The organism is Mesorhizobium sp. M0152 (genome assembly GCF_040322415.1).
Classification (GTDB): domain Bacteria; phylum Pseudomonadota; class Alphaproteobacteria; order Rhizobiales; family Rhizobiaceae; genus Mesorhizobium.
Genome location: NZ_JAMYTH010000003.1, coordinates 203390 through 222338 on the forward strand (window position 1 = coordinate 203390; position 18949 = coordinate 222338).

Sequence of the window (18949 nt, forward strand, 5' to 3'; positions counted from 1 at the left end):
TTAGTGGAGGCCCCGCCTGGCGCTGCCCAGCTTCTCGCCTTCGGCCACTTCGGTCGAACTCAGTTTTCTCTCGGCGTCGCGAGCCCTGTCGGCAGGCGTCGGCGCGCTCCTGGCGATCATGGCATAGACGAGCACGAAATAGCCCACCTGAATGGCCACGGCGCAGAGGATGACGCGCAGCAGCGTCGTACCCACGGAAGCTCCGCCCAGCCAGGACCAAGCGACGACGATCGCGAGCGCGAAAATCATCCCAACGATGAATTTTGGAAGCGACATACCCACAGCCCATAATCCGGCTCGGGTATATCCAACGATTGCCCCACCCGAGCGCAGTCCCTTGTCATGCGGGCTTGTTAAATCGCCCCGCTCTCGACCGGTTGCTTCCGGCCTTTCAACCTGTCGCCACCATGACAGGTATAATTTGCAATTCTATTAAGGCGAGCAAAAGGCGGCAAGGGCAACCGCAAATATTTTTAGTTGAGCTTTCACGGTCGACTCACCCATGCTGCAACGCACACGACGGGACGTCGCTCAAACTCCATCCGTCATCGTTTTTCAGTATAATCTACAATATTGAGTAGTATTTTACGTGAATAGCTGCGAACATCGCGCCAGCCTAAAGCACTAACATGCCCCGCTCCGGAGCGAATGGAACGCACTGCCCGAAATTCGCCCCAAAAAGGCCCGCATTTTTTCAGCAATGCCCATTTATTGTCACAAATGTGCTAAATATTCCGAAATTTGTGCAGGGCGAGCTTATTATTTGGTCAATTCATGACGTGACTATTTCAGGCCTATGGGAAATTGTGTGTTGCGCTGCAACATTTTTTTGGTATCGTGCCGTAAACCATTCGTTCAACGCATGGAGTTTCGGCATGAGGGACATTGCCAAGTCGGCTACCGCGGACTTTTCGCAGGCTGACACCGATTTTCCGCCGCCGATCGGCGGCCTTATCAAACGCAGCTTCGACATTGCGGGTTCGCTGGTCGGCCTGATCGCTCTCAGCCCGCTATTCGTCATGATAGCGCTGCTCGTCAAATTCTCCGATGGCGGATCGATCTTCTACGGGCATCGGCGGATAGGGCGCGGCGGACGGGTTTTCCCCTGCCTCAAGTTCCGCACCATGGTTCCCGACGGTGAAAGGGTGCTGGCCGCCTATCTCGCCGCCAATCCGGAAGCCAACGCGGAGTGGATTTCGACCCGCAAGCTGAAGAACGACCCGCGTGTCACCCGCGTCGGAGCGGTCTTGAGGAAACTCAGCCTGGATGAATTGCCGCAGATCATCAACATCCTGCAGGGCGACATGAGCCTTGTCGGGCCTCGCCCGGTGGTGCGCGACGAGCTAGAAATCTACGGCAGCGCCGCCGTGTACTATCTGAAATCCCGGCCCGGCCTGACCGGCCTGTGGCAGGTCAGCGGCCGCAACGACGTCTCCTATGACAGCCGCGTCGCGTTCGACCGCCACTATGTCGAGAACTGGTCGCTGTTCGAGGACGTTCGCATCATTATCAAGACGGTTCCAGCCGTCTGGATGTCGCGCGGCTCCTACTGATCAGCCAGCAATGCCAAGCATCCGGCGGCAAGCTCATCGGGCGATGGGGCTAAAGCGGATCGGAACGTTCAGTTGAAAACAGATTTGTTCGAAGCTTTTGGCAGCGGCCTGTTTCCAGGCCGCTCACGGCGGGCGTGGCTGATGGCCACGTGCGTTGCCGTGTCGTTCGCTCTTCCCCGGATCGCCTCCGCCGACGAATATCATCTCGGATCGCAGGACAAGCTCACCATCCGCATCGCGGAATGGCAAACCGTCGAAGGCACGTTCCGGGACTGGTCGGCCGTCAACGGCCAGTACACGGTCGGCCCGGCGGGAACGCTGTCGGTGCCTTTCGTCGGCGAACTGCCGGCAGCCGGCAAGACGACCGCGGAAGTCGCCGCGGCGATCGGCGAGGCGCTGCAGCGTAAGCTCGCTTTATCCGACAAGCCCGAAGCGTCGGTCGAAATGGCACAATTCCGGCCATTCTACATCTCGGGCGAGGTGCAGAACCCAGGCCAATTTCCTTACGTGCCCGACCTGACGGTGCTGAAGGCCATCAGCGTCGCCGGCGGCATCAGACGAAGCGCCGACTACGGCCCCCAGCTCGGCAAGGACATGGTCACCGCCAAGGGCAACTTCGACATCTATGACGACCAGCGCGTCCGGCTCATCGTCAAGCGCGCCCGCATCGATGCCGATCTCGCGGGCAAGACGAGCTTCGAGCCGCCGAAGGAGGTCGAGGGCGATCCGCGACTGCCGGCCATCGTCGCTGACGAGATGACGATCCTGACGGCCGACCAGAAGGCGCTGAAGCTGAAGCTCCAGGCGCTCGACGATCTGAAGGGGGTTTTGCAGTCCGAGATCGAATCGCTGCAGAAGAAGATCGGCAACCAGCAGAAGCAGGTCGATCTGGCACAGCAGCAGCTCACCAGCATCGGTCCGCTGGCGCAGAAAGGCTTGGTCGCCAACGCAAGACTGCTGGATTCGCAGCAGTCCGTCACGGACCTGCAGGGCAAGATCCTGGACTACGAAACGGCCATCCTCACCGCCAAGCAGGCGATCAGCAAGGCAACGCAAGATGCCATCGATGCCCAGAACACGTTGAGTTCGAGCCTCGCCGCCGACCGGCAGCAGACCGAAGCCGACCTGAACGAGGCCGCGCTGCGGGTCAACATGCAGAAAGGCTTGATGGCCCAAGCCACCGATCCCGCCACAGTGGCCGCCAGCGCAACCAACGAAGAGCCCACCCTGATCTATTCGCTGCTGCGGGCTGCCGACGGCAAGACGAGCGAGATCGCGGCGAAGGAAGACACGCCGGTGCTGCCCGGCGACGTGATCAAGGTCAAGCTGGCGCCATTGGCCAGCCAGTAGGCCGCAGACCTCAAACTCGATCTCGGTGTTTCGATCCATCCCGCAAAGGGATGGATCCCTGCTGGGCGCCACGCGTGCCCGAGGACTCCTGCCCGTTCCGGCTTTAGAATTGCTCTGGCCTCTGAAGCGGCAAAGCGTGCTGCTATTGAAGGGCGGCGCGCTTCAAGTGTTTACGCATGTCGTCGTCTCAAAACCGCAGCGCGGTTTTTTGAGCGTTCCGGTTCATGATTGGTCGGCTGCCGCCGCGCGGCCGTGCTGAGGCCAGGCGGCCGCGGTCCCCGCCGCATCCGCCGGTTGGAAGGCCGGGGCCCGCCATGTGCGGGTAACGGGCAGCCGCGCGAGTTTGAAGAAGCTGAAATACAACAGGAAAGAGCCCATGATATAGGGGTTGAGGATCTCGACCTCGACGAAGGAGCGGATAAGCAGCAGCACCATCACGCCGATGAGGACAACCGATTCCGCTTGCCATGCCCTAAAGATCACCGCCGAGACGTGGCCGTAGAGCGTGCGCAGCATGATGAGCGCGATCATCGTCGCCCCGACGAAGCCAAGTTCGACGAGTGCTTCGATGTAGGTGTTGTGGAAGTGGAAGCCGGTGCGGGTGGTGATGTAGAATTCGTTCCACAGCCGCTCGGCCTCGGCGAAGCCCTGCACCCAATAGGCGGCATAACCGACGCCGAGGATTGGCGATCTCTGGACGGTATCCCAGCCCTGCTCCCACAGATAGGTCCGTCCGGTGAGCGTCGAATCCTTGCCGAAGATGCCGAGCACGAAGTCCATGAGGCCGAGATTGAGGGCGACGAAAGCCACCACGACCAGCAGGCCGGCGCCGACCAGGAAGATCACCCGGCGATAGCGCCGCGACAACAGCTTGCTCATGGCGAGAAGCGCCACCAGCGCCAGCACCGCCGGTATCGAAGCCATCGAAGTGGCGGAATGCGAGACGACCAGGAGATAGGCCGACAGCAGCACGACAGGCACCGTCAGGATGAAGCTCAGCCGGCCGCGACGCAGGAAGGCAAGGAATACGACGGAGAAATAGATGCCGAGCGAGGCGACGAAGCCGATCTGGTTCTTGGAGGCAAAGGCGCCGACGAAATTGTAGGTGCCGTCGAGGACGTCCTCGGAATATTGCCCGACCTTCAGCGAATAGAGCATGACGACGAATATCCCGACCAGGGCGCCGATCGTCAGTGTGCGCACGCTGACGGTGCGCGCGGCGACGTAGGCGCAGGCGATATGGGAGAAGTACTGGATGGCCGTCCTGGCCGTGGTGCCAGGAGCCTGCGACCAGAAGACGGAGGAGCAGACATAGGCCGCGAACAGCAGCGGCAGCCAGGCGCTGGACAGCTGCCGCAGGAACCGCCGGTAGTCGACCAGGATGAGCGGAAGCCAGACGGCGTAGTAGGCGAGGATCAGCACCTGGCCGAAAATCACGGAGTAGGAGAACGCCCAGATCGAGACGGCTACGGCAAAACTGCCATAGACCGAGTTCTTCTCGGGATCGACCAGCAGGGACTTTGGAATCTTCATCTCAGGGTCCAGCCGACACGACCCGGGGCCGGCGAGCCACAAGCCAGCCGGCATATCCGCAAACAGGGGCGTGCAATAAACGGCATCTCCATTGTGCAGTGCAATATAACCTATCGCGCCCCGCGCTCAATGGCAAATCCGGTCACCTTGTCTTACAGCCGGGCGATCGCGGAGAGATCACGGGCTAGCCCGGCGACAGCAGCCTGGATCAGGATCACCGGAAAGGGGCTAAAATCCGGCATGGACCAGGATTGGCCCAGAAGATCGGCCGGCATGCCGGCTTGATTCTCGCCCGGCGGTAACCTCAAAGTCGCCGCCGATGGGTGAGCCGGAGGAAAATCAGATGCCGATGAACTTCGCGGGACGGTTCGGTGGCCGGTCGGCCGTCATCACCGGCGGCGCCTCCGGTATCGGACTGGCGGTAGCGCAAAGGATCGTCGACGAAGGCGGACGCGTATCGGTATGGGATCGCGATCCGGCCCAGATCGAACAGGCAGAGGGCATCATCCCCGGCCTCCACGGTGTTGCCGTCGACGTTGCCGACGCGGCCGGAGTGGAACGCGCCGCACGCTCGACGACCGAGGCCTTCGGGGAGGTGGACATCCTCGTCACCAGTGCTGCCATCACCGGGCCGAACATGACGACCTGGAATTATTCCGTCGATGATTGGCAGAGGGTCATCGACATCAACATCAACGGTGTATTCTACTGCAACAAAGCGCTGGCTCCGCACATGCTCCAGCGCAATTACGGCCGGATCGTCAACATTGCTTCGATCGCCGGCAAGGAAGGCAATCCCAACGCTTCCGCCTACAGCACCTCCAAGGCCGCGGTGATCGGCCTGACCAAGTCGCTCGGCAAGGAACTGGCCAAGACCGGAGTGACGGTCAATTGCGTGACGCCGGCGGCGGTGCGCACGGCGATCTTCAAGCAGATGAGCCAGGAGCACATCGACTTCATGCTGTCCAAGATACCGATGGCGCGCTTCGGCGAGGTCGAGGAGGTGGCGGCGCTGATCTGCTGGATCGCCTCGGAGGAATGCTCGTTCACGACGGCCGCCGTATTCGACGTTTCCGGCGGCCGCGCTACCTACTGAGCGCAACTACAATTCCGCGTGACGGAGGCAACGAACGGGAGAGTACCGCGTATAGTTCCCGGCAATCGAAATCGACGACGACGCACCAAGCTATGCGGGAAGCCATGACACGATTTGACAGTTCGGCCTGCGCGACAGCCTTCCGGTATCGTGCCGGCCTTCGGCGATTGACGAAGGCCGCAGGCATCAGGCTGGAGTTCGCTGCATTTGCTTAAAGTCGACCCTGCCGCGCTTTCCGATGACGAGCTTCTGGACCGCTACCAGCGTGCGGCCTTCAGCTATTTCCTGGACAATGTGAACCCGGAGAACGGGCTGGTCGCCGATACCTCGCGGCCGAATTCGCCGGCCAGCATCGCCGTCGTGGGCTTCGCCCTGTCCTGTTACCCCATCGGCGTCGAGCGCGGCTGGGTGACGCGCGAGGCCGCCGTGAGGCTGACGCTTGCCGCGCTGCGTTTCTTCTCGACGAGCCCGCAAGGCAGCGGCGAGGGTGTTGCCGGCCACAAGGGCTTCTACTACCATTTCCTCGATATGCGGACCGGCCTGCGCGTCTGGCGCTGCGAGCTGTCGATGGTGGACACGGCATTGCTGATCGCCGGCATGCTGGTGGCGGGCGCGTATTTCTGCGGAGATACTGACGAGGAAGCCGAAATCCGCCAGCTGGCCGAGGCGCTCTACCGGCGCGTCGACTGGCGATGGGCACAAGGCAGCAGTCCGACCTTGCGGCAAGGCTGGAAACCGAAGAGCGGCTTTCTGCACTATGGTTGGGAAGGCTACAACGAGGCGATCATCCTCTACGTGCTGTCGATGGCCGCGCCTGACAAGCCGACATCCGACAACAGCTATGCGGGGTGGACCGCGACCTATCAGTGGGAAAACATCTACGGCTATGACGTGCTCTATGGCGGTCCGCTGTTCATGCACCAGTTCTCGCATGCCTGGATCGACTTCGCCGGCATCCGCGACGCCTTCATGCGCGAGAAGAACTCGGACTATTTCGAAAACAGCCGCCGCGCCACCTACCTTCACCGCGATTATGCCCGGCACAACCCCTATGGCTTTGGCGGCTACGGCGAGAACCTGTGGGGGCTCTCCGCGGGGGACGGGCCTGGCCGTTTTCGCGCGCGGGTGGAGCGACGGCCGCACCGGTTCTCCGGCTACGCCGCGCGCGGCGCTCCTTTCGGGCCGGATGACGGCACGATCGCGCCGTGGTCCTATCCGGCATCGCTGCCTTTCGCGCCGGACATCTGTATGGCGGCGCTGCGCCATCTGAAGGACCGCTATCCCGAGGTGATCGACAATTTCCGGCTGCCGAGCGGCTTCAACCCGACACTTGCCAACCGGCGAAAATTCGGCCGCAACGGCTGGATATCGGAGGGCCACTTCGGACTGGACCAGGGCATCGTGGTGATGATGACCGAGAACCACCGTTCGCGCCTGATCTGGGAGCTGATGCGGTCCAACCAGCACATCCGTCGCGGTCTGCAAAAGGCGGGCTTCACAGGCGGATGGCTGTCACAGCCGGCAAGTGCCGCACCAGGTGACCGCGATGTCGCGTGAGAATACCAAAGCCGCCGCTTTCCCTGTCGACCGCAATGATTTCGAGCTGATCAAGGGCGCGCATCCGCAGCACTGGCGGAACCCGGAACCCGACGGTCTCTACAATCTGGTCGTCATCGGTGCCGGCCCCGCGGGCTTGACCGCCGCGCATGAGGCAGCAGGCCTCGGCGGAAAGGTCGCGCTGATCGAACGCAGGCTGATCGGCGGCGCTTGCATCAATGTCGGCTGCATCCCGTCGAAGTCGATCATCCGCACCGCCAGGCTCTATGCCGACATGCGCGATGCGGAAAATCTTGGCGGTGACACACCGCAACGTCTTCACGCCGATTTTCAGCGTGCAATGACGCGGATGCGGCAGATCCGGCGGCGGATCAGCCGCGCCGATGCCGCCGCGACCATCGTGGCGAAAGGCATCGACCTCTATTTTGGCGAAGCGCGCTTTTCAGGACCGGACACGGTCGTGGTCGCGGACAAGACCTTGCGTTTTAGGAAGGCGCTGATCGCAACCGGAGCGCGGCCGGAGTTTCCGTCCATCCCGGGGCTGGTCGAAGCCGGTTATCTCACCAACGAGACCATGTTCGACCTCACGGATTGCCCGCCACGGCTTCTGGTCATCGGCGGCGGGCCGCTTGGTTGCGAGGCGGCGCAGGCGTTCCGCTTGCTGGGCGCGAAAGTCGTCCTGGCGCAGCGCGAACCGATGTTCCTGCCCGGCGAGGAGCGTGACGCCGCCCAGATTCTTTCGGACGCGCTGGCGCGCGAAGGGATCGACGTCCGCCTGAACACCGAGGTGGTGGCGGTGCGGACAGGGGATGGCAAGAAGCTCGCCGATCTGGTGCGGGAGGACGACACGACGACGATTTCCGTGGACGAGATCGTCACCGGCATCGGCCGCTCTCCCAATGTCGACGGCCTCGGCCTGGAAACCGCCGGCGTGGCGTACGACGCCAGCGGCATCAAGGTCGACGATTACCTGAGGACGACCAATCCGCACATTTATGCGGCTGGCGATGTCTGCCTGGCGTACAAATTCACCCATACAGCGGAGGCGACAGCCCGCATCGTCGTGCGGAACGCGCTGTTTTTCGGACGCAAGAGACTGAGCGAACTGGTCGTTCCCTGGTGCACCTATACCGATCCGGAGATCGCTCATGTCGGCCTCTATCCGGCGGAGGCGCGCCGGAACGGCATCCCGGTCAAGACCTACACGGTGCTGATGCACGATGTCGCCCGCGCGGTCATGGACGGCGAGGAAGAAGGTTTCGTCAAGATCCACGTCAAGGAAGGATCCGACCGCATCCTGGGTGCCACGGTCGTCGCCAGCCATGCCGGCGAGATGATCAATGCGGTGTCGCTGGCGATCAAATCGGGCATGGGGCTGCACGCGCTGGCCGACGTCATCCATCCCTTTCCGACGCAGGCACAAGGCATCAAGATGGCGGGCGATGCCTACCGGCGAACCCGGTTCACCTCATTCCAGAAGCACCTGACGGCGCGTTGGCTGGCGTGGTCCAGGCGATGATCCCGGCCTGCGGCAAAGCCGACATTCAATGCGTATCCGCGCTTGACGAAAGCACCGTTCGGCTAAACAAGTCGACGCTGATCTTTGTGGCTGCGGAACGTTCTGAATGGCATCTGGAATACGACGCACGATGCAGTGCCTGACGCGACGTCCCAGGCGGCCGCATTGAACCGCGAAGCCGGTCCACCGGGCGTCACCGTACCGGCGCGGCGGGTGCTGGTCGTATCTCACGATCCAGCCTTCCCGCCAATCTCGGGCGCGGACCTGAGGAACTACCGCAACGCCGAGGCCGCGGCCGCGTTCGGACCCGTCCTCCTGGTATCGGTGCGGCCGCAGGCAATCATTGCGAAGCCGCCCGGTGCGCTGATCCGAACGGAAGCCCTGTCGATAGCGGGAGAGGCCCGCAGCGGTTCGATCGGCTGGTGGCGCACAAGGGCCGAGCACCGCATTTCGCGCGCCGCCCTGGCGAGGCTCGAGGCGCTCGTTGGGGAATTCCGTCCGGATACCATCCTCGTGGAAGGTATCGCCCTGTTCAAGCTGCTGCGGCCTTTGCGGCCGCTGACGAAGCGGCTCATCCTCGACATGCACAATGTCGAGTCTGATCTGGCTGGGCAGTTGCGGCGTGCCGAAGCGGCGGGATCGCGCCTTGCCGCAATCTCCACCGCACTCGGCATCAGGCGGCTCGAGCGCAAGGCGCTTTCACTGGTCGACAGGGTCTGGGTCTGCTCGAACCGGGACCGCGAAAAGCTGATGGCGCTTTCCCGGCACAATGTGCCGGTCGACGTCGTTCCTAACGGAATTCCTCCCACTGGGAATGGCCCCCAGTGCCTGCCCGCCGACGCCGCGACCGACAGCGGCTTTCCGGCGATCCTGTTTGTCGGCCATCTCGGGTATCCTCCGAATGTCGATGCGGCCACGCGATTGGCCAGCATGATATTGCCTCGCATCCGACGGGCCCTGCCGGGCGCGACACTTACGCTCGCTGGACGGAGCCCAAAGCCTGCCGTGCGAACGCTGGCCGCATTGCCGGGCGTACACCTTCTCGAAGACCCGCAAGACGTAGCGCCGCTCTTGTCCAGGGCGCATCTCAGCATTATCCCGCTCGCGGCAGGCGGCGGCACGCGCATCAAGATCCTGGAGGCGATGGCCTCCGGCGTTCCGGTGATCGCGACACCGCTGGCGGCTGAGGGACTGGACCTTATCGAAAACGAAGAGGTGCTGCTGTCGGTCACCGACGAAGGACTGGCAGAGCTGGCCATCGGGCTCTGCTTCGACCCCGAACGCAGAGCGCGGCAGCGCATTCGCGCACATCAGGCGGTATGGGCAAGGTTCGGTCCGCAAGCCATCGGCAACGCCGTTCGTGACGGGCTCGGGCTGGACGAGGCTGCCGCATGATCCCGAAAATCCTGCACCAGACATGGAAGAGCGACACCGTTCCAGCCCGCTTCCAAGGCTATGTCGATAGCTGGAAACGGCACAATCCAGACTGGACGGTGATGTTCTGGAGCGACCGGATGCTGCTCGAATTCGTCTCTCAGCACTATCCGGACTTCCTGCCGATGTTCTGCAATTATACGCACGGGGTCCAGCGCTCGGATGCGGCCCGCTACATGCTTCTGCATCATTTTGGCGGGATCTACGCCGACATCGATTGCGAATGCGTCGCATCCTTCGATCCGATCATGAACGAGAGCCGGATCGTGCTCTGCAAGGAACCGGCCTCGCACACGCTCGTCCAGGCCGATTTCCGGGGTCTACCCTATCTCCTGTTCAACGGCACGATAGCGAGCCCGCCTCGTCACCCGTTCTGGCTGCACCTTCTGTCCATGATGCCCGGGGTCGCCAACGCCAAGGACGTGCTCGACGCGACGGGCCCTTGCCTGCTGACCTCGGCCCAGCGCGGTTATGGGGATCAGCATGCCTTCGCCATCCACCCCTCCAGCCTGTTCACGCCGGTGACATCCGCCGGAAGCATGGAACGCGGGACCAGCGACGGGACGGGGGCGCTTTCGATCCATCACTGGGCCGGCACATGGTGGACGGCGGAGCCGCCGCCGCGGTGGCGCACCAGGCTCCGCAGCCAAGCCTACCGGTTCTGGTATCATCTGACGCGCGGCGCGCATCTGGACGAGGCTAAAACGCAAGCAAGCGTCAGCAAGGCGGTCCTGTCAGCGGCACTGCCGCCAGGCCGGAACGTCACCATTCTCGTGCCGCTTCGCGACGCGGCCGATCTCATCCAGCCATTTCTCGACGCGCTTGATACACTCGACTACCCGAAAGACAGGATCAAGCTGGTGTTCTGCGAAGGCGACAGCCTGGACGGAAGCTGGGAGAGGCTGCAGGCGGCAACCGCAGCGTTAGCCGGCAAATATCGCGATATCATCCTGCTGCAGAGCCATGTCGGCACCAGACTCGACAGGGCGAAGCGGGCAAGGCCACGCATGCAACGCGTCAGGAGAGGCGCGATTGCGAAGGTGCGCAATTACCTGATCGACCATGGCTTGAGCGAGGACGACGACTGGGCGCTCTGGATCGATATCGACGTCTGGCGCTTCCCCGGCGATGTGCTGAACCGGCTGATCGCCACCGGACGTCGCATCGCGGTGCCCAATTGCGTGAAGATCGCCGGAGGCGACAGCTTCGATCTCAACAGCTTCGTCGTGAGACGGCACCAAAAAGACTACCGCTACTATCGCGAGATATCTGGCGGTCTTCATCAGCCCCCGGCAGGCACGCCAGTCCGATATCATCTCAGCGATCTCAGGCATCTCGACATCATCGGCCTCGATGCCGTTGGCGGAACCATGCTGCTGGTCGATGCCGCCTTGCACCGCGGCGGCCTTCGCTTCCCAGAAATTCCCTACCGGGATCTCATCGAGACCGAAGCCTTCGGCGTGCTCGCCAACGATCTCGGCATCCAGCCGGTCGGCCTGCCCAAGCTGGAGATCCTACATGTGCCGTGGTAAGGCCGCGGCTTGCCGAAATTCTGGAGCGGTTCACCGTGTCACGGGAACGCCGAACCGCTCTATCTCTTTGTTTTTACGCAATTCCGGACGGAAAACCGTTTCACAGTTTTCCTGGAATTGCTTTAGCCTGGGTGGTCCGAGATAGGTCTGCGGGGCCTCGGGATCCCTGACCTCGCGCCAGTCGTCGCGTTGGCTCACATGTCGAGCGGCAGATTATCGGTCCAGCAGGCACGCTTCAATCGTGCAAAGCCCTCGAAATCGCCGGACCGATGGAAAGACCGGAGAACGTGACTTCAAAACCCTCGCGCTGCGGCGAACAGCACATGATGCCGACGTCGACCGACCCGGATGTCGGGAAATAAGCAAGCCGCACCGGCTTCCAATGGCCGTCCGAGCGATCCAGATACTGGACGCGGATTGTCTCGGCATGACGGGTCAGGCGGATCCTGACACCGTTCGGATCGGCGGGAATGGGAGCTAGCGACCAGTCGGACGTGTCGTTGGTGACCACGACGGAAAAATAGGAAAGACCATCCGTGTATTCGATGCCGGCCTTGATCCAATGCGTTTCGCTGAGCCGGACCATCAGCCCAGCCTGATCGTAAAGCACCTTGTAATCGCCCTTGACGGTGACCTCGGCGGTGAAATCGCCCTCGACCGGCCGATGCAGGAAATGACCGTTATCGCGCCAGAAACCGTAGAAGGTCTCGCGCCAGAAGTCGGTCTCCTTTCCGGTGCGCACGCGAATGGCGTCGCCGTCGACGGAATGGTGCGGCGGCGGATTGAGCCAGGTCATGTCCAGCAATGCCATCGCGCTGCACCGGTCCGATCTTGATATGTGTGGCGGCGCCGGCCTGAACAGCCGGCGCCCCGATCAACCTGCGCCGATCAGCCTGCGCCGATCAGCCTGCGAATGTATAGGCGGTCTTCACCGTGGTGTAGAATTCCATGGCGTAGCGGCCCTGTTCGCGCGGGCCGTAGCTCGAGCCCTTGCGTCCGCCGAATGGGACGTGGAAATCGACACCCGCCGTCGGCAGATTGACCATCACCATGCCTGCCTCAGAATTGCGCTTGAAGTGCGTGGCATGCTTGAGGCTCGACGTGCAGATGCCCGAGGTCAGCCCGAAAGGCGTGTCGTTGGCGACGGCCAGCGCCTCGTCATAGTCGGCGACGCGGATGACGCTGGCCACCGGCCCGAAGATCTCCTCGCGCGAACTGCGCATGGAGTTGGTGGCTTGCGTCAGCAGCGCCGGCTGCAGGTAGAAACCCGGCGTCTTGCGTTCGAGCCGCTCGCCGCCGAAGGCAAGCTCGGCGCCTTCCGCGCGGCCGATGGCAATGTAGTCCTCATCCTGCTTCAACTGTGTCGCGTCGACGACCGGACCGATCTGTGTCTGCGCGTCGAGGGCGTCGCCGACGACCAGCTTGCCCAACCGCTCCTTAAGCGCCTCGACGAAACGGTCGTGAATGCCGTTCGTGACGATCAGCCTTGACGAGGCCGTGCAGCGCTGGCCCGTCGAGAAGAAGGCGCCGTTGATCGCGCATTCGACGGCCGTGCCGAGATCAGCGTCGTCGAGCACCACGAATGGGTTCTTGCCGCCCATTTCGAGCTGGAACTTGCGCATGTGCTCGACGCTTGCGGCGGCAACGCGCTTGCCGGTGCCGACCGAGCCGGTGAAGGAGATGGCATTGACGTCGGGACTGTCGAGCATCGCCTGACCAACCACCGAGCCCTTGCCCATGACCAGGTTGAGCACGCCCTTCGGCAGGCCGGCGCGGTGCAGGATGTCGACGATGGACCAGGCGCTCTCCGGAACCAGTTCGGCCGGCTTGAAGACGACGGTGTTGCCATGGGCCAGCGCCGGGGCGATCTTCCAGGCCGGAATGGCGATCGGGAAGTTCCAGGGCGTGATGATGCCGACCACGCCGACCGCCTCGCGCGTGATCTCGACACCGACGCCTGGTCGCACGCTTGGCACCATGTCTCCGGTCAGGCGCAATGTTTCGCCGGCAAAGAAATCGAATATCTGGGCGGCGCGAATGGTCTCGCCGATGCCCTCGGCCAGCGTCTTGCCCTCCTCACGCGCCAAGTTGCGGCCGAGTTCGTCCTTGCGCGCCATGATCTCGTCCGACGCCTTCTTCAGCACCGCATGGCGCGCCAGCGGACCTGAGCGGGACCAGGCCGGGAAGGCCGCCTTGGCCGCCGCGATCGCCTGGCCGGCCTGTTCGACGCCCGCCGAGGCGTATTCGCCGACGATGTCTCCGGTATCCGAAGGGTTGATGTTGCGGGAACCGGCCTCGCCGATCCACTCGCCATCGATGAGGTTTTTCCGAAACATTGTCATGATCCTGTCTTCCTTGGCTGTTGGCCGCGCGGCGGCATCCGGTCTGAATTGGTATTTGCCAGACAATTGCCTTGCGGGAAAGCACGCATCGGGCCGGCAGCCGCGACAAAAATCCCCTCTATGCGGACAAGCCCATGGCGCGTCTACAACAGCGGCACAGCCGCCTTGTTCCAATGCATATCGATGAGACGTCATTCGGCGGGCTATATCGAGAAGACGCTTGCCCGCAGCCATTGACAACAGCTGCTACGACCAGCCGGCGACAGGACGATCTGTTCAGAGCGTGAACGACCAGAACAGGCAGGCCAGCGTCGCGGCGGCGAAAACGACGAAGAACAGGCTGCGCAGCAGCACGTTGCGGCGCAGTCCGTTCATGACGAAGTGACAGCCCACGATCGCCACGGCAAACAGGAATCGCCAGTTCAGGAGCGCCCACAGGGCGCTGCTCTGGCCGAAGGCCCATCTGGCGAGAAGGCCGCCGACGATGGTGGCAAGCAGCACGATCACCGTCCAGAAGATCGCATCGGCGGCATTGGTCAGGACAACACTGGCCGCCCTGATCGGCAGGATCATCATCAACAGCGCGCTGAAGAAATAGACGGCGGCTAGCGGAATGAATGTCCCGGCATCGGCGATGCCGTCGAGGCGTCCGACGCCGATCGCGCCGTAGGGATAGCCGTGCCTAGCCACTGCCAGGCTCAACGCCATGAGCAAGGCGGTGAGCACCGCGACCAGTGCGAAGGATGTGAGGGCTTTGCTCATGATGTTCCTGTCTCAGACGAATCAGACAGGAACGTTTGTAGTCCGCGGTCGTAAATTGCGCGTAAGCGTGGTCGCACGCCACACGGATTTCGATCGAACCGATCCGTGGGCGAGAATTTATTCGGCGGCGATCCTGCCCGCCGAGCGGTTGGCCAGTACGAAGCCCACCTCATCCACCGCCTGTGCCGCACGCTTCAGGATGACTTCCGAGCGCAAAACGCCGTCGGTGAAGTCCTTGTCGGTCGCGTAGACGGCGGTCGGCAGGGCGAAAGCCTCGAAGAAGCCGAACAGCGGCCGCAGCTGGTGCTCGACAATCAAAGCGTGGCGCTCGCCGCCGCCGGTCGCCGTCAAAAGGATGGGCTTTCCGCGCAGCGCGGCCGGATCGATCAGGTCGAAGAAGTGCTTGAACAGACCGGTGTAGCTGCCTTTATACGTCGGCGACCCGACGACGAGCACGTCGGCGGCGAGGACTTCCTCCAGGATGGCACGCGCCTGGCCGTCGAGATCGCGGGCCCATTTCGCCGTTCCGAGCGAAGGACCGAGATCCTCCACATCATAGGTGCTCGCCGACAGGCTGTGCCGGGCGGCGATGTCCCTGGCGACCAGGTCGACGAAGGCGCGTGTCTTTGACGGCCGGGTGATGTTGCCGGAAAAGCCGACGACTGTTGGGTTTGACATGGCAGTAGACCTCTTGAAGGCGGATAGCGAAATTGGATGTGGCGAGCCTTCGGCCAGCCGGCGGGAATCAGCTCCAGGCGTGCAGCGGCGGGTTTTCGCCATTGAGGAAATATTTGCCGAGGATCGAGTATTTCCAGCGTACCGGATCGTGCAGCGTGTGGGTGCGGGCATTACGCCAATGCCGGTCGAGATTGTGCTCGGCGAGTGTCGAGCGCGTGCCGGCCAGTTCGAACAATTTGTTGGTGGCGGCGATGGCGATCTCGGTCGACAGGATCTTTGCCTCGGCGGTGACGATCTGGGCGTGCGCGACCGTCTCCGCCGTCGGTTCGGCCACTGCCCGGTCGATGGCGTGGCCGGCCTTTTCGAGCAACGCCTGCGCCGCGTGCAGGCGCAACGTGAGGTCACCGACGGCCTGGATGATGTAGGGATCGTCCCAGGCATTGTCGACGCCGCTGTCGATCCAGGCGCGGCTTCTGGTCCTGACGAAACTGACCGTCTCGTCGATCGCCGCCTGGGCGATGCCGGTGTCCACCGCCACCTGGATGATCTGGAAGATGGCACCGTCAGCGGTCGGCCTGTCGTAGCCCTTGTAGCCAGGCACTAGATGCGTCTTCGGCACCTTGACATTGTCGATGATGACGGTGCCGGACAGCGTCGTGCGCTGGCCGAAGCTCGACCAGTCGTCGATGACCGTCAAGCCGGGCGCGCCACGGTCGGCGATCGCATACCAGGCGCGACCCTCGTCATCGAGCGCCACGATCGGCACCAGATGGGCGAGCAGCGCGCCGGACGAATAGAATTTGCGGCCGTTGACGACCACATGGTCGCCGGCATCGGTGAAGCGGGTCTCGAAGTCGGCGGCGCGCTTGGAGCCGAACTCGGAAAAGGCGTTGCCGAACCGCGTGCCTTTGAGTGCTTCGGCAAACAGCAGCTTCTGCTGATCCTTGTCGGATACGGTGCGGATGGCGGCGACGACACCAAGATGGTTCTGCGCCACCTGGCCGATGGAGGAATCCGCCGCCGAGATGATCTCGATCACCTTGGCGAGCGTGACGTAGGACAGGCCGGGGCCACCGAAGGCCTTCGGCACATTGATAGACCATAGGCCGCTTTGCGAAAACGCATCGAGTTCGGCGACCGGCCAGATCCGCTCACGATCGCGCTGGGAGGATCCCTTGACGAATTCGGCGGCGAGCGCATGCGCGATCGCGATCGCCTCGGCGTCGTCCCTGATGATGTGCGCCGGTGCCGCCGGCCTTGCGACTGGGGGCACGGCGGCGGAAGCCTGGTCTGTCTTGACGGTCGAGACGGTCATTTCACTGCTCCTTCGGATTTCGTTTCAGGCGACGGCATGGAGATGGACTGACTTGGCGGCTGGCGATGCCTGCTGCCCGAGATAGAAGGCCCTGATATCCTCGCGCTGGCGAAGCTCGGCCGCCGCGCCGGAGAGAACGGAGACGCCGTTTTCGAGCACAGTGGCACGGTCGGCGTATCGAAGTGCGACCGCCGAGTTCTGCTCGGCAACCAGGATCGACAGGCCGGTCTCGCGATTGAGTTTTCTGAGCGCCTGGAAGATGTCCTGGACGATGAGCGGGGCGAGCCCCATCGATGGTTCGTCGAGAACCAGCAGAAGCGGCCGCGACATCAGCGCCCGGCCGATCGCCGTCATCTGCTGTTCGCCGCCGGAAGTCAGGCCAGCTAGCGTCCGGCGTTTTTCCGTCAAGCGGGGGAAGAAGGCATAAATCCGCTCAAGATCGTGGCTGATCTCGGCGCGACGGCCGCTGCGGCCGATACCACCGGCAATCAGGTTTTCCTCGACGGTGAGGCTCTTGAAGCAGTGGCGGCCCTCCAGCACCTGGACCAGCCCGGCTCGCACCAGATCGCCAGGCTTGCGGCGCGAGACGTCGCCGCCGTCATAGCGGATGGTGCCGGCGTTAACCTGGCCACGCTCCGCCGGCAGCAGGTTGGAAACGGCCTTGAGCGTGGTGGTCTTGCCGGCGCCGTTGGCGCCAAGCAGCGCCAGGATCTCGCCGCGCCTGAGCTCGAAGCTGACGCCGTGCAGCGCCGTGATGGCGTGGTTGTAGGTGGCATGGACCGCATCCACGGCAAGAATGACGTCGTCGTTCGGCATGGGCTCTTCTTCCGTGTTTCGCGGACCGAAGCTGGCGAAGCGCCGCGGAACCGATCCGCGACGCCCGGCGCTATTCTGGTCAGTTGGTGGTCACGGTGTCGGCATCATCGGCGGTGCGCAGCTTGATGCCTTTCTCCGCAGCGTAAGCCTCGGCCGATTTTTCGATGATCGGCCGCAGCAATGCCCAGTCCGGCGCGATCCAGTCGGAGACGACGTTCCACTTCTTGCCGTCCCATTGCTGGAAGGTCACGTAGCCTTCGCCCTCGTGATTGTCCCAGCTGACATTGATCGAATGGAACAGGTCCTTGGCGCCGAGCGCCTCGACCTTGGCCGGATCAAGCTTGAGGTGTTCGAAGCCCCAGCGGACCTCGTCGCCGGTCAGCGTGCGGTGGCCGAATTTCTCTTGCGCAACACGGATCGCCTCGACATTGAGGATGCCGTTGACGATGCCGAGATTGTGGTAGACCGAGCCGATGCGCGACTTGTCTTCAAGATTGCCCTTGCCGGCGTCGTAGACCGTCTTCACGATCTCCTGCACCACCGGGTAGGAGTTGCCGGAAGCCTGCGTGGTGATGGCGGTGTAGCCCTTGGCGGCATCGCCGGCCGGGATGACGTCCTCTTCCGAATTCGACCAGACATTGCCGACGATGTGGTCGACGGGATAGCCGACCTTGACCGCCGTCTTCAGCGCAACCGGGTTCATCACGCCCCAGCCGCGCAGGACGACGAAGTCCGGCTTGGCGCGACGGATGGTCAGCCACTGCGACTGCTGCTCGTTGCCGGGATGCGGCACTTCGATCTGCTGCACGGTGAAGCCGTATTTCTGCGCCAGCAGCTCATAGATCGGGATGGTCTCCTTGCCGTAGGGCGAGCCGTGATAGAGCACGACGATCTTCTTGCCCTTGAGCTTGTCGATGCCGCCTTCCTTGGAGGCGATGTAATTCACGATGCCCGAAGTCTCGCTGTATGGATTGAGCAGCAGCGGGAAGACGTAAGGGAACACCCGTCCGTCGGTGGAGTCGGTGCGGCCATGGTTGACCGTGATCAGCGGCACCTTGTCGGCGGTGATGCGGTCGATCATGGCGTAGGCGATGCCGACCGATAGCGGGTTCCAGGCGGCGGCGCCGGTGTGGCTCTTCTGCCGCTCGTAGCATTCGACACCGCGCTCGACCTCGTACTGGGTCTCGCATTCGTCCCAGGTCAGCTTGACGCCGTTGACGCCGCCGTCACGGACATTGATGAGGTTGAGATAGTCGATGAAGCCGCCGAAGAAGCCGGTGCCGCCGGCCGCATAGGGCCCGACGCGATAGCTCTGCAGCGGGAAATACTGCTCGTCGGCGTGGGCAGCGGGCAAGGCCACCGACACGACCATAGCAGCGGACAGCGCCGCCGCCTTGATTGCGTTGAGGAAAGTCATTTTCGTTGTACTCCGATATGAGCCGTCTGTTCGGCTCTGGTTCAT

The 18949-nt window shown here is 62.9% G+C and carries 17 protein-coding genes; 7 read left to right on the forward strand and 10 right to left on the reverse strand.

What is annotated here, in order from left to right; genetic code table 11:
• Nucleotides 1-276: an exopolysaccharide production repressor protein gene (locus NKJ26_RS04875; RefSeq protein WP_352694119.1), complete on the reverse strand. Its 276-nt coding sequence runs from the start codon at nucleotides 274-276 to the stop codon at nucleotides 1-3.
• Nucleotides 277-875: 599 nt separating this feature from the next.
• Between NKJ26_RS04875 and NKJ26_RS04880 the strand changes: the two genes are divergently transcribed.
• Both NKJ26_RS04880 and NKJ26_RS04885 read left to right on the forward strand, forming a co-directional pair.
• The gene (locus tag NKJ26_RS04880) at nucleotides 876-1553 is read left to right on the forward strand and encodes a sugar transferase (RefSeq protein WP_352600056.1); all 678 of its coding nucleotides are present in this window, start codon (nucleotides 876-878) and stop codon (nucleotides 1551-1553) included.
• Nucleotides 1554-1637: 84 nt separating this feature from the next.
• Nucleotides 1638-2903: a polysaccharide biosynthesis/export family protein gene (locus tag NKJ26_RS04885; RefSeq protein ID WP_352694280.1), complete on the forward strand. Its 1266-nt coding sequence runs from the start codon at nucleotides 1638-1640 to the stop codon at nucleotides 2901-2903.
• A 222-nt stretch (nucleotides 2904-3125) separates the two neighbouring features.
• On the opposite strand, the gene NKJ26_RS04890 is transcribed toward NKJ26_RS04885, so the two are convergent.
• Both NKJ26_RS04890 and NKJ26_RS04895 read right to left on the reverse strand, forming a co-directional pair.
• A complete protein-coding gene (locus tag NKJ26_RS04890) occupies nucleotides 3126-4436 on the reverse strand; it encodes an O-antigen ligase family protein (protein ID WP_352600054.1) in 1311 nt (436 codons plus the stop codon).
• Between the two features lie 152 nt (nucleotides 4437-4588).
• A complete protein-coding gene (locus NKJ26_RS04895) occupies nucleotides 4589-4711 on the reverse strand; it encodes a hypothetical protein (protein ID WP_352600052.1) in 123 nt (40 codons plus the stop codon).
• Nucleotides 4712-4779: 68 nt separating this feature from the next.
• On the opposite strand from NKJ26_RS04895, the gene NKJ26_RS04900 reads away from it, so the two are divergent.
• The 5 genes from NKJ26_RS04900 to NKJ26_RS04920 all read left to right on the forward strand — a co-directional run bounded on the left by NKJ26_RS04900 (nucleotide 4780) and on the right by NKJ26_RS04920 (nucleotide 11574).
• Nucleotides 4780-5532, forward strand: a complete 753-nt coding sequence (locus tag NKJ26_RS04900; protein ID WP_352694122.1) for an SDR family NAD(P)-dependent oxidoreductase — start codon at nucleotides 4780-4782, stop codon at nucleotides 5530-5532.
• A 207-nt stretch (nucleotides 5533-5739) separates the two neighbouring features.
• Entirely contained in the window at nucleotides 5740-7089 is a 1350-nt protein-coding gene (locus tag NKJ26_RS04905) for a glucoamylase family protein (RefSeq protein WP_352694124.1), read from the forward strand.
• A complete protein-coding gene (locus tag NKJ26_RS04910) occupies nucleotides 7079-8608 on the forward strand; it encodes a mercuric reductase (protein ID WP_352694126.1) in 1530 nt (509 codons plus the stop codon). The genes NKJ26_RS04905 and NKJ26_RS04910 overlap by 11 nt, the downstream gene beginning before the upstream one ends.
• A gap of 165 nt (nucleotides 8609-8773) precedes the next feature.
• Nucleotides 8774-10003, forward strand: coding sequence for a glycosyltransferase family 4 protein (locus tag NKJ26_RS04915; protein ID WP_352694128.1), 1230 nt, complete (start codon nucleotides 8774-8776; stop codon nucleotides 10001-10003).
• Nucleotides 10000-11574 (forward strand): glycosyltransferase, encoded by a 1575-nt coding sequence (locus NKJ26_RS04920; protein WP_352694130.1) that lies wholly within the window; start codon nucleotides 10000-10002, stop codon nucleotides 11572-11574. The genes NKJ26_RS04915 and NKJ26_RS04920 overlap by 4 nt, the downstream gene beginning before the upstream one ends.
• Before the next feature lie 235 nt (nucleotides 11575-11809).
• On the opposite strand, the gene NKJ26_RS04925 is transcribed toward NKJ26_RS04920, so the two are convergent.
• The 7 genes from NKJ26_RS04925 to NKJ26_RS04955 all read right to left on the reverse strand — a co-directional run bounded on the left by NKJ26_RS04925 (nucleotide 11810) and on the right by NKJ26_RS04955 (nucleotide 18904).
• Nucleotides 11810-12385: a DUF1349 domain-containing protein gene (locus NKJ26_RS04925; protein WP_352694132.1), complete on the reverse strand. Its 576-nt coding sequence runs from the start codon at nucleotides 12383-12385 to the stop codon at nucleotides 11810-11812.
• A 91-nt stretch (nucleotides 12386-12476) separates the two neighbouring features.
• Nucleotides 12477-13916 carry an aldehyde dehydrogenase family protein gene (locus NKJ26_RS04930; protein ID WP_352600038.1) on the reverse strand — a complete coding sequence of 480 codons (1440 nt, stop codon included), beginning with the start codon at nucleotides 13914-13916 and terminating at the stop codon, nucleotides 12477-12479.
• 276 nt (nucleotides 13917-14192) lie between these two features.
• Nucleotides 14193-14678: a hypothetical protein gene (locus tag NKJ26_RS04935; RefSeq protein WP_352694134.1), complete on the reverse strand. Its 486-nt coding sequence runs from the start codon at nucleotides 14676-14678 to the stop codon at nucleotides 14193-14195.
• 117 nt (nucleotides 14679-14795) lie between these two features.
• Nucleotides 14796-15356, reverse strand: coding sequence for an FMN reductase (msuE, locus tag NKJ26_RS04940; protein WP_352600034.1), 561 nt, complete (start codon nucleotides 15354-15356; stop codon nucleotides 14796-14798).
• A gap of 67 nt (nucleotides 15357-15423) precedes the next feature.
• Complete coding sequence (locus NKJ26_RS04945) at nucleotides 15424-16671, reverse strand: SfnB family sulfur acquisition oxidoreductase (protein WP_352694137.1); 1248 nt, start codon at nucleotides 16669-16671, stop codon at nucleotides 15424-15426.
• A 24-nt stretch (nucleotides 16672-16695) separates the two neighbouring features.
• Complete coding sequence (locus NKJ26_RS04950; protein ID WP_352694139.1) at nucleotides 16696-17487, reverse strand: ABC transporter ATP-binding protein; 792 nt, start codon at nucleotides 17485-17487, stop codon at nucleotides 16696-16698.
• A 79-nt stretch (nucleotides 17488-17566) separates the two neighbouring features.
• Entirely contained in the window at nucleotides 17567-18904 is a 1338-nt protein-coding gene (locus NKJ26_RS04955; RefSeq protein WP_352694141.1) for an ABC transporter substrate-binding protein, read from the reverse strand.
• Nucleotides 18905-18949: the final 45 nt, after the last annotated feature.

What these genes read in the sequence shown, in the direction of transcription:
- NKJ26_RS04890 (WP_352600054.1), bottom strand. Translation starts at nt 4,436, where the DNA reads ATGAAGATTCCAAAGTCCCTGCTGGTCGATCCCGAGAAGAACTCGGTC.
- NKJ26_RS04880 (WP_352600056.1), top strand. Translation starts at nt 876, where the DNA reads ATGAGGGACATTGCCAAGTCGGCTACCGCGGACTTTTCGCAGGCTGAC.
- NKJ26_RS04925 (WP_352694132.1), bottom strand. Translation starts at nt 12,385, where the DNA reads ATGGCATTGCTGGACATGACCTGGCTCAATCCGCCGCCGCACCATTCC.
- NKJ26_RS04945 (WP_352694137.1), bottom strand. Translation starts at nt 16,671, where the DNA reads ATGACCGTCTCGACCGTCAAGACAGACCAGGCTTCCGCCGCCGTGCCC.
- NKJ26_RS04955 (WP_352694141.1), bottom strand. Translation starts at nt 18,904, where the DNA reads ATGACTTTCCTCAACGCAATCAAGGCGGCGGCGCTGTCCGCTGCTATG.
- NKJ26_RS04900 (WP_352694122.1), top strand. Translation starts at nt 4,780, where the DNA reads ATGCCGATGAACTTCGCGGGACGGTTCGGTGGCCGGTCGGCCGTCATC.
- NKJ26_RS04935 (WP_352694134.1), bottom strand. Translation starts at nt 14,678, where the DNA reads ATGAGCAAAGCCCTCACATCCTTCGCACTGGTCGCGGTGCTCACCGCC.
- NKJ26_RS04895 (WP_352600052.1), bottom strand. Translation starts at nt 4,711, where the DNA reads ATGCCGGCCGATCTTCTGGGCCAATCCTGGTCCATGCCGGATTTTAGC.
- msuE (WP_352600034.1), bottom strand. Translation starts at nt 15,356, where the DNA reads ATGTCAAACCCAACAGTCGTCGGCTTTTCCGGCAACATCACCCGGCCG.
- NKJ26_RS04930 (WP_352600038.1), bottom strand. Translation starts at nt 13,916, where the DNA reads ATGACAATGTTTCGGAAAAACCTCATCGATGGCGAGTGGATCGGCGAG.
- NKJ26_RS04875 (WP_352694119.1), bottom strand. Translation starts at nt 276, where the DNA reads ATGTCGCTTCCAAAATTCATCGTTGGGATGATTTTCGCGCTCGCGATC.
- NKJ26_RS04910 (WP_352694126.1), top strand. Translation starts at nt 7,079, where the DNA reads ATGTCGCGTGAGAATACCAAAGCCGCCGCTTTCCCTGTCGACCGCAAT.
- NKJ26_RS04920 (WP_352694130.1), top strand. Translation starts at nt 10,000, where the DNA reads ATGATCCCGAAAATCCTGCACCAGACATGGAAGAGCGACACCGTTCCA.
- NKJ26_RS04950 (WP_352694139.1), bottom strand. Translation starts at nt 17,487, where the DNA reads ATGCCGAACGACGACGTCATTCTTGCCGTGGATGCGGTCCATGCCACC.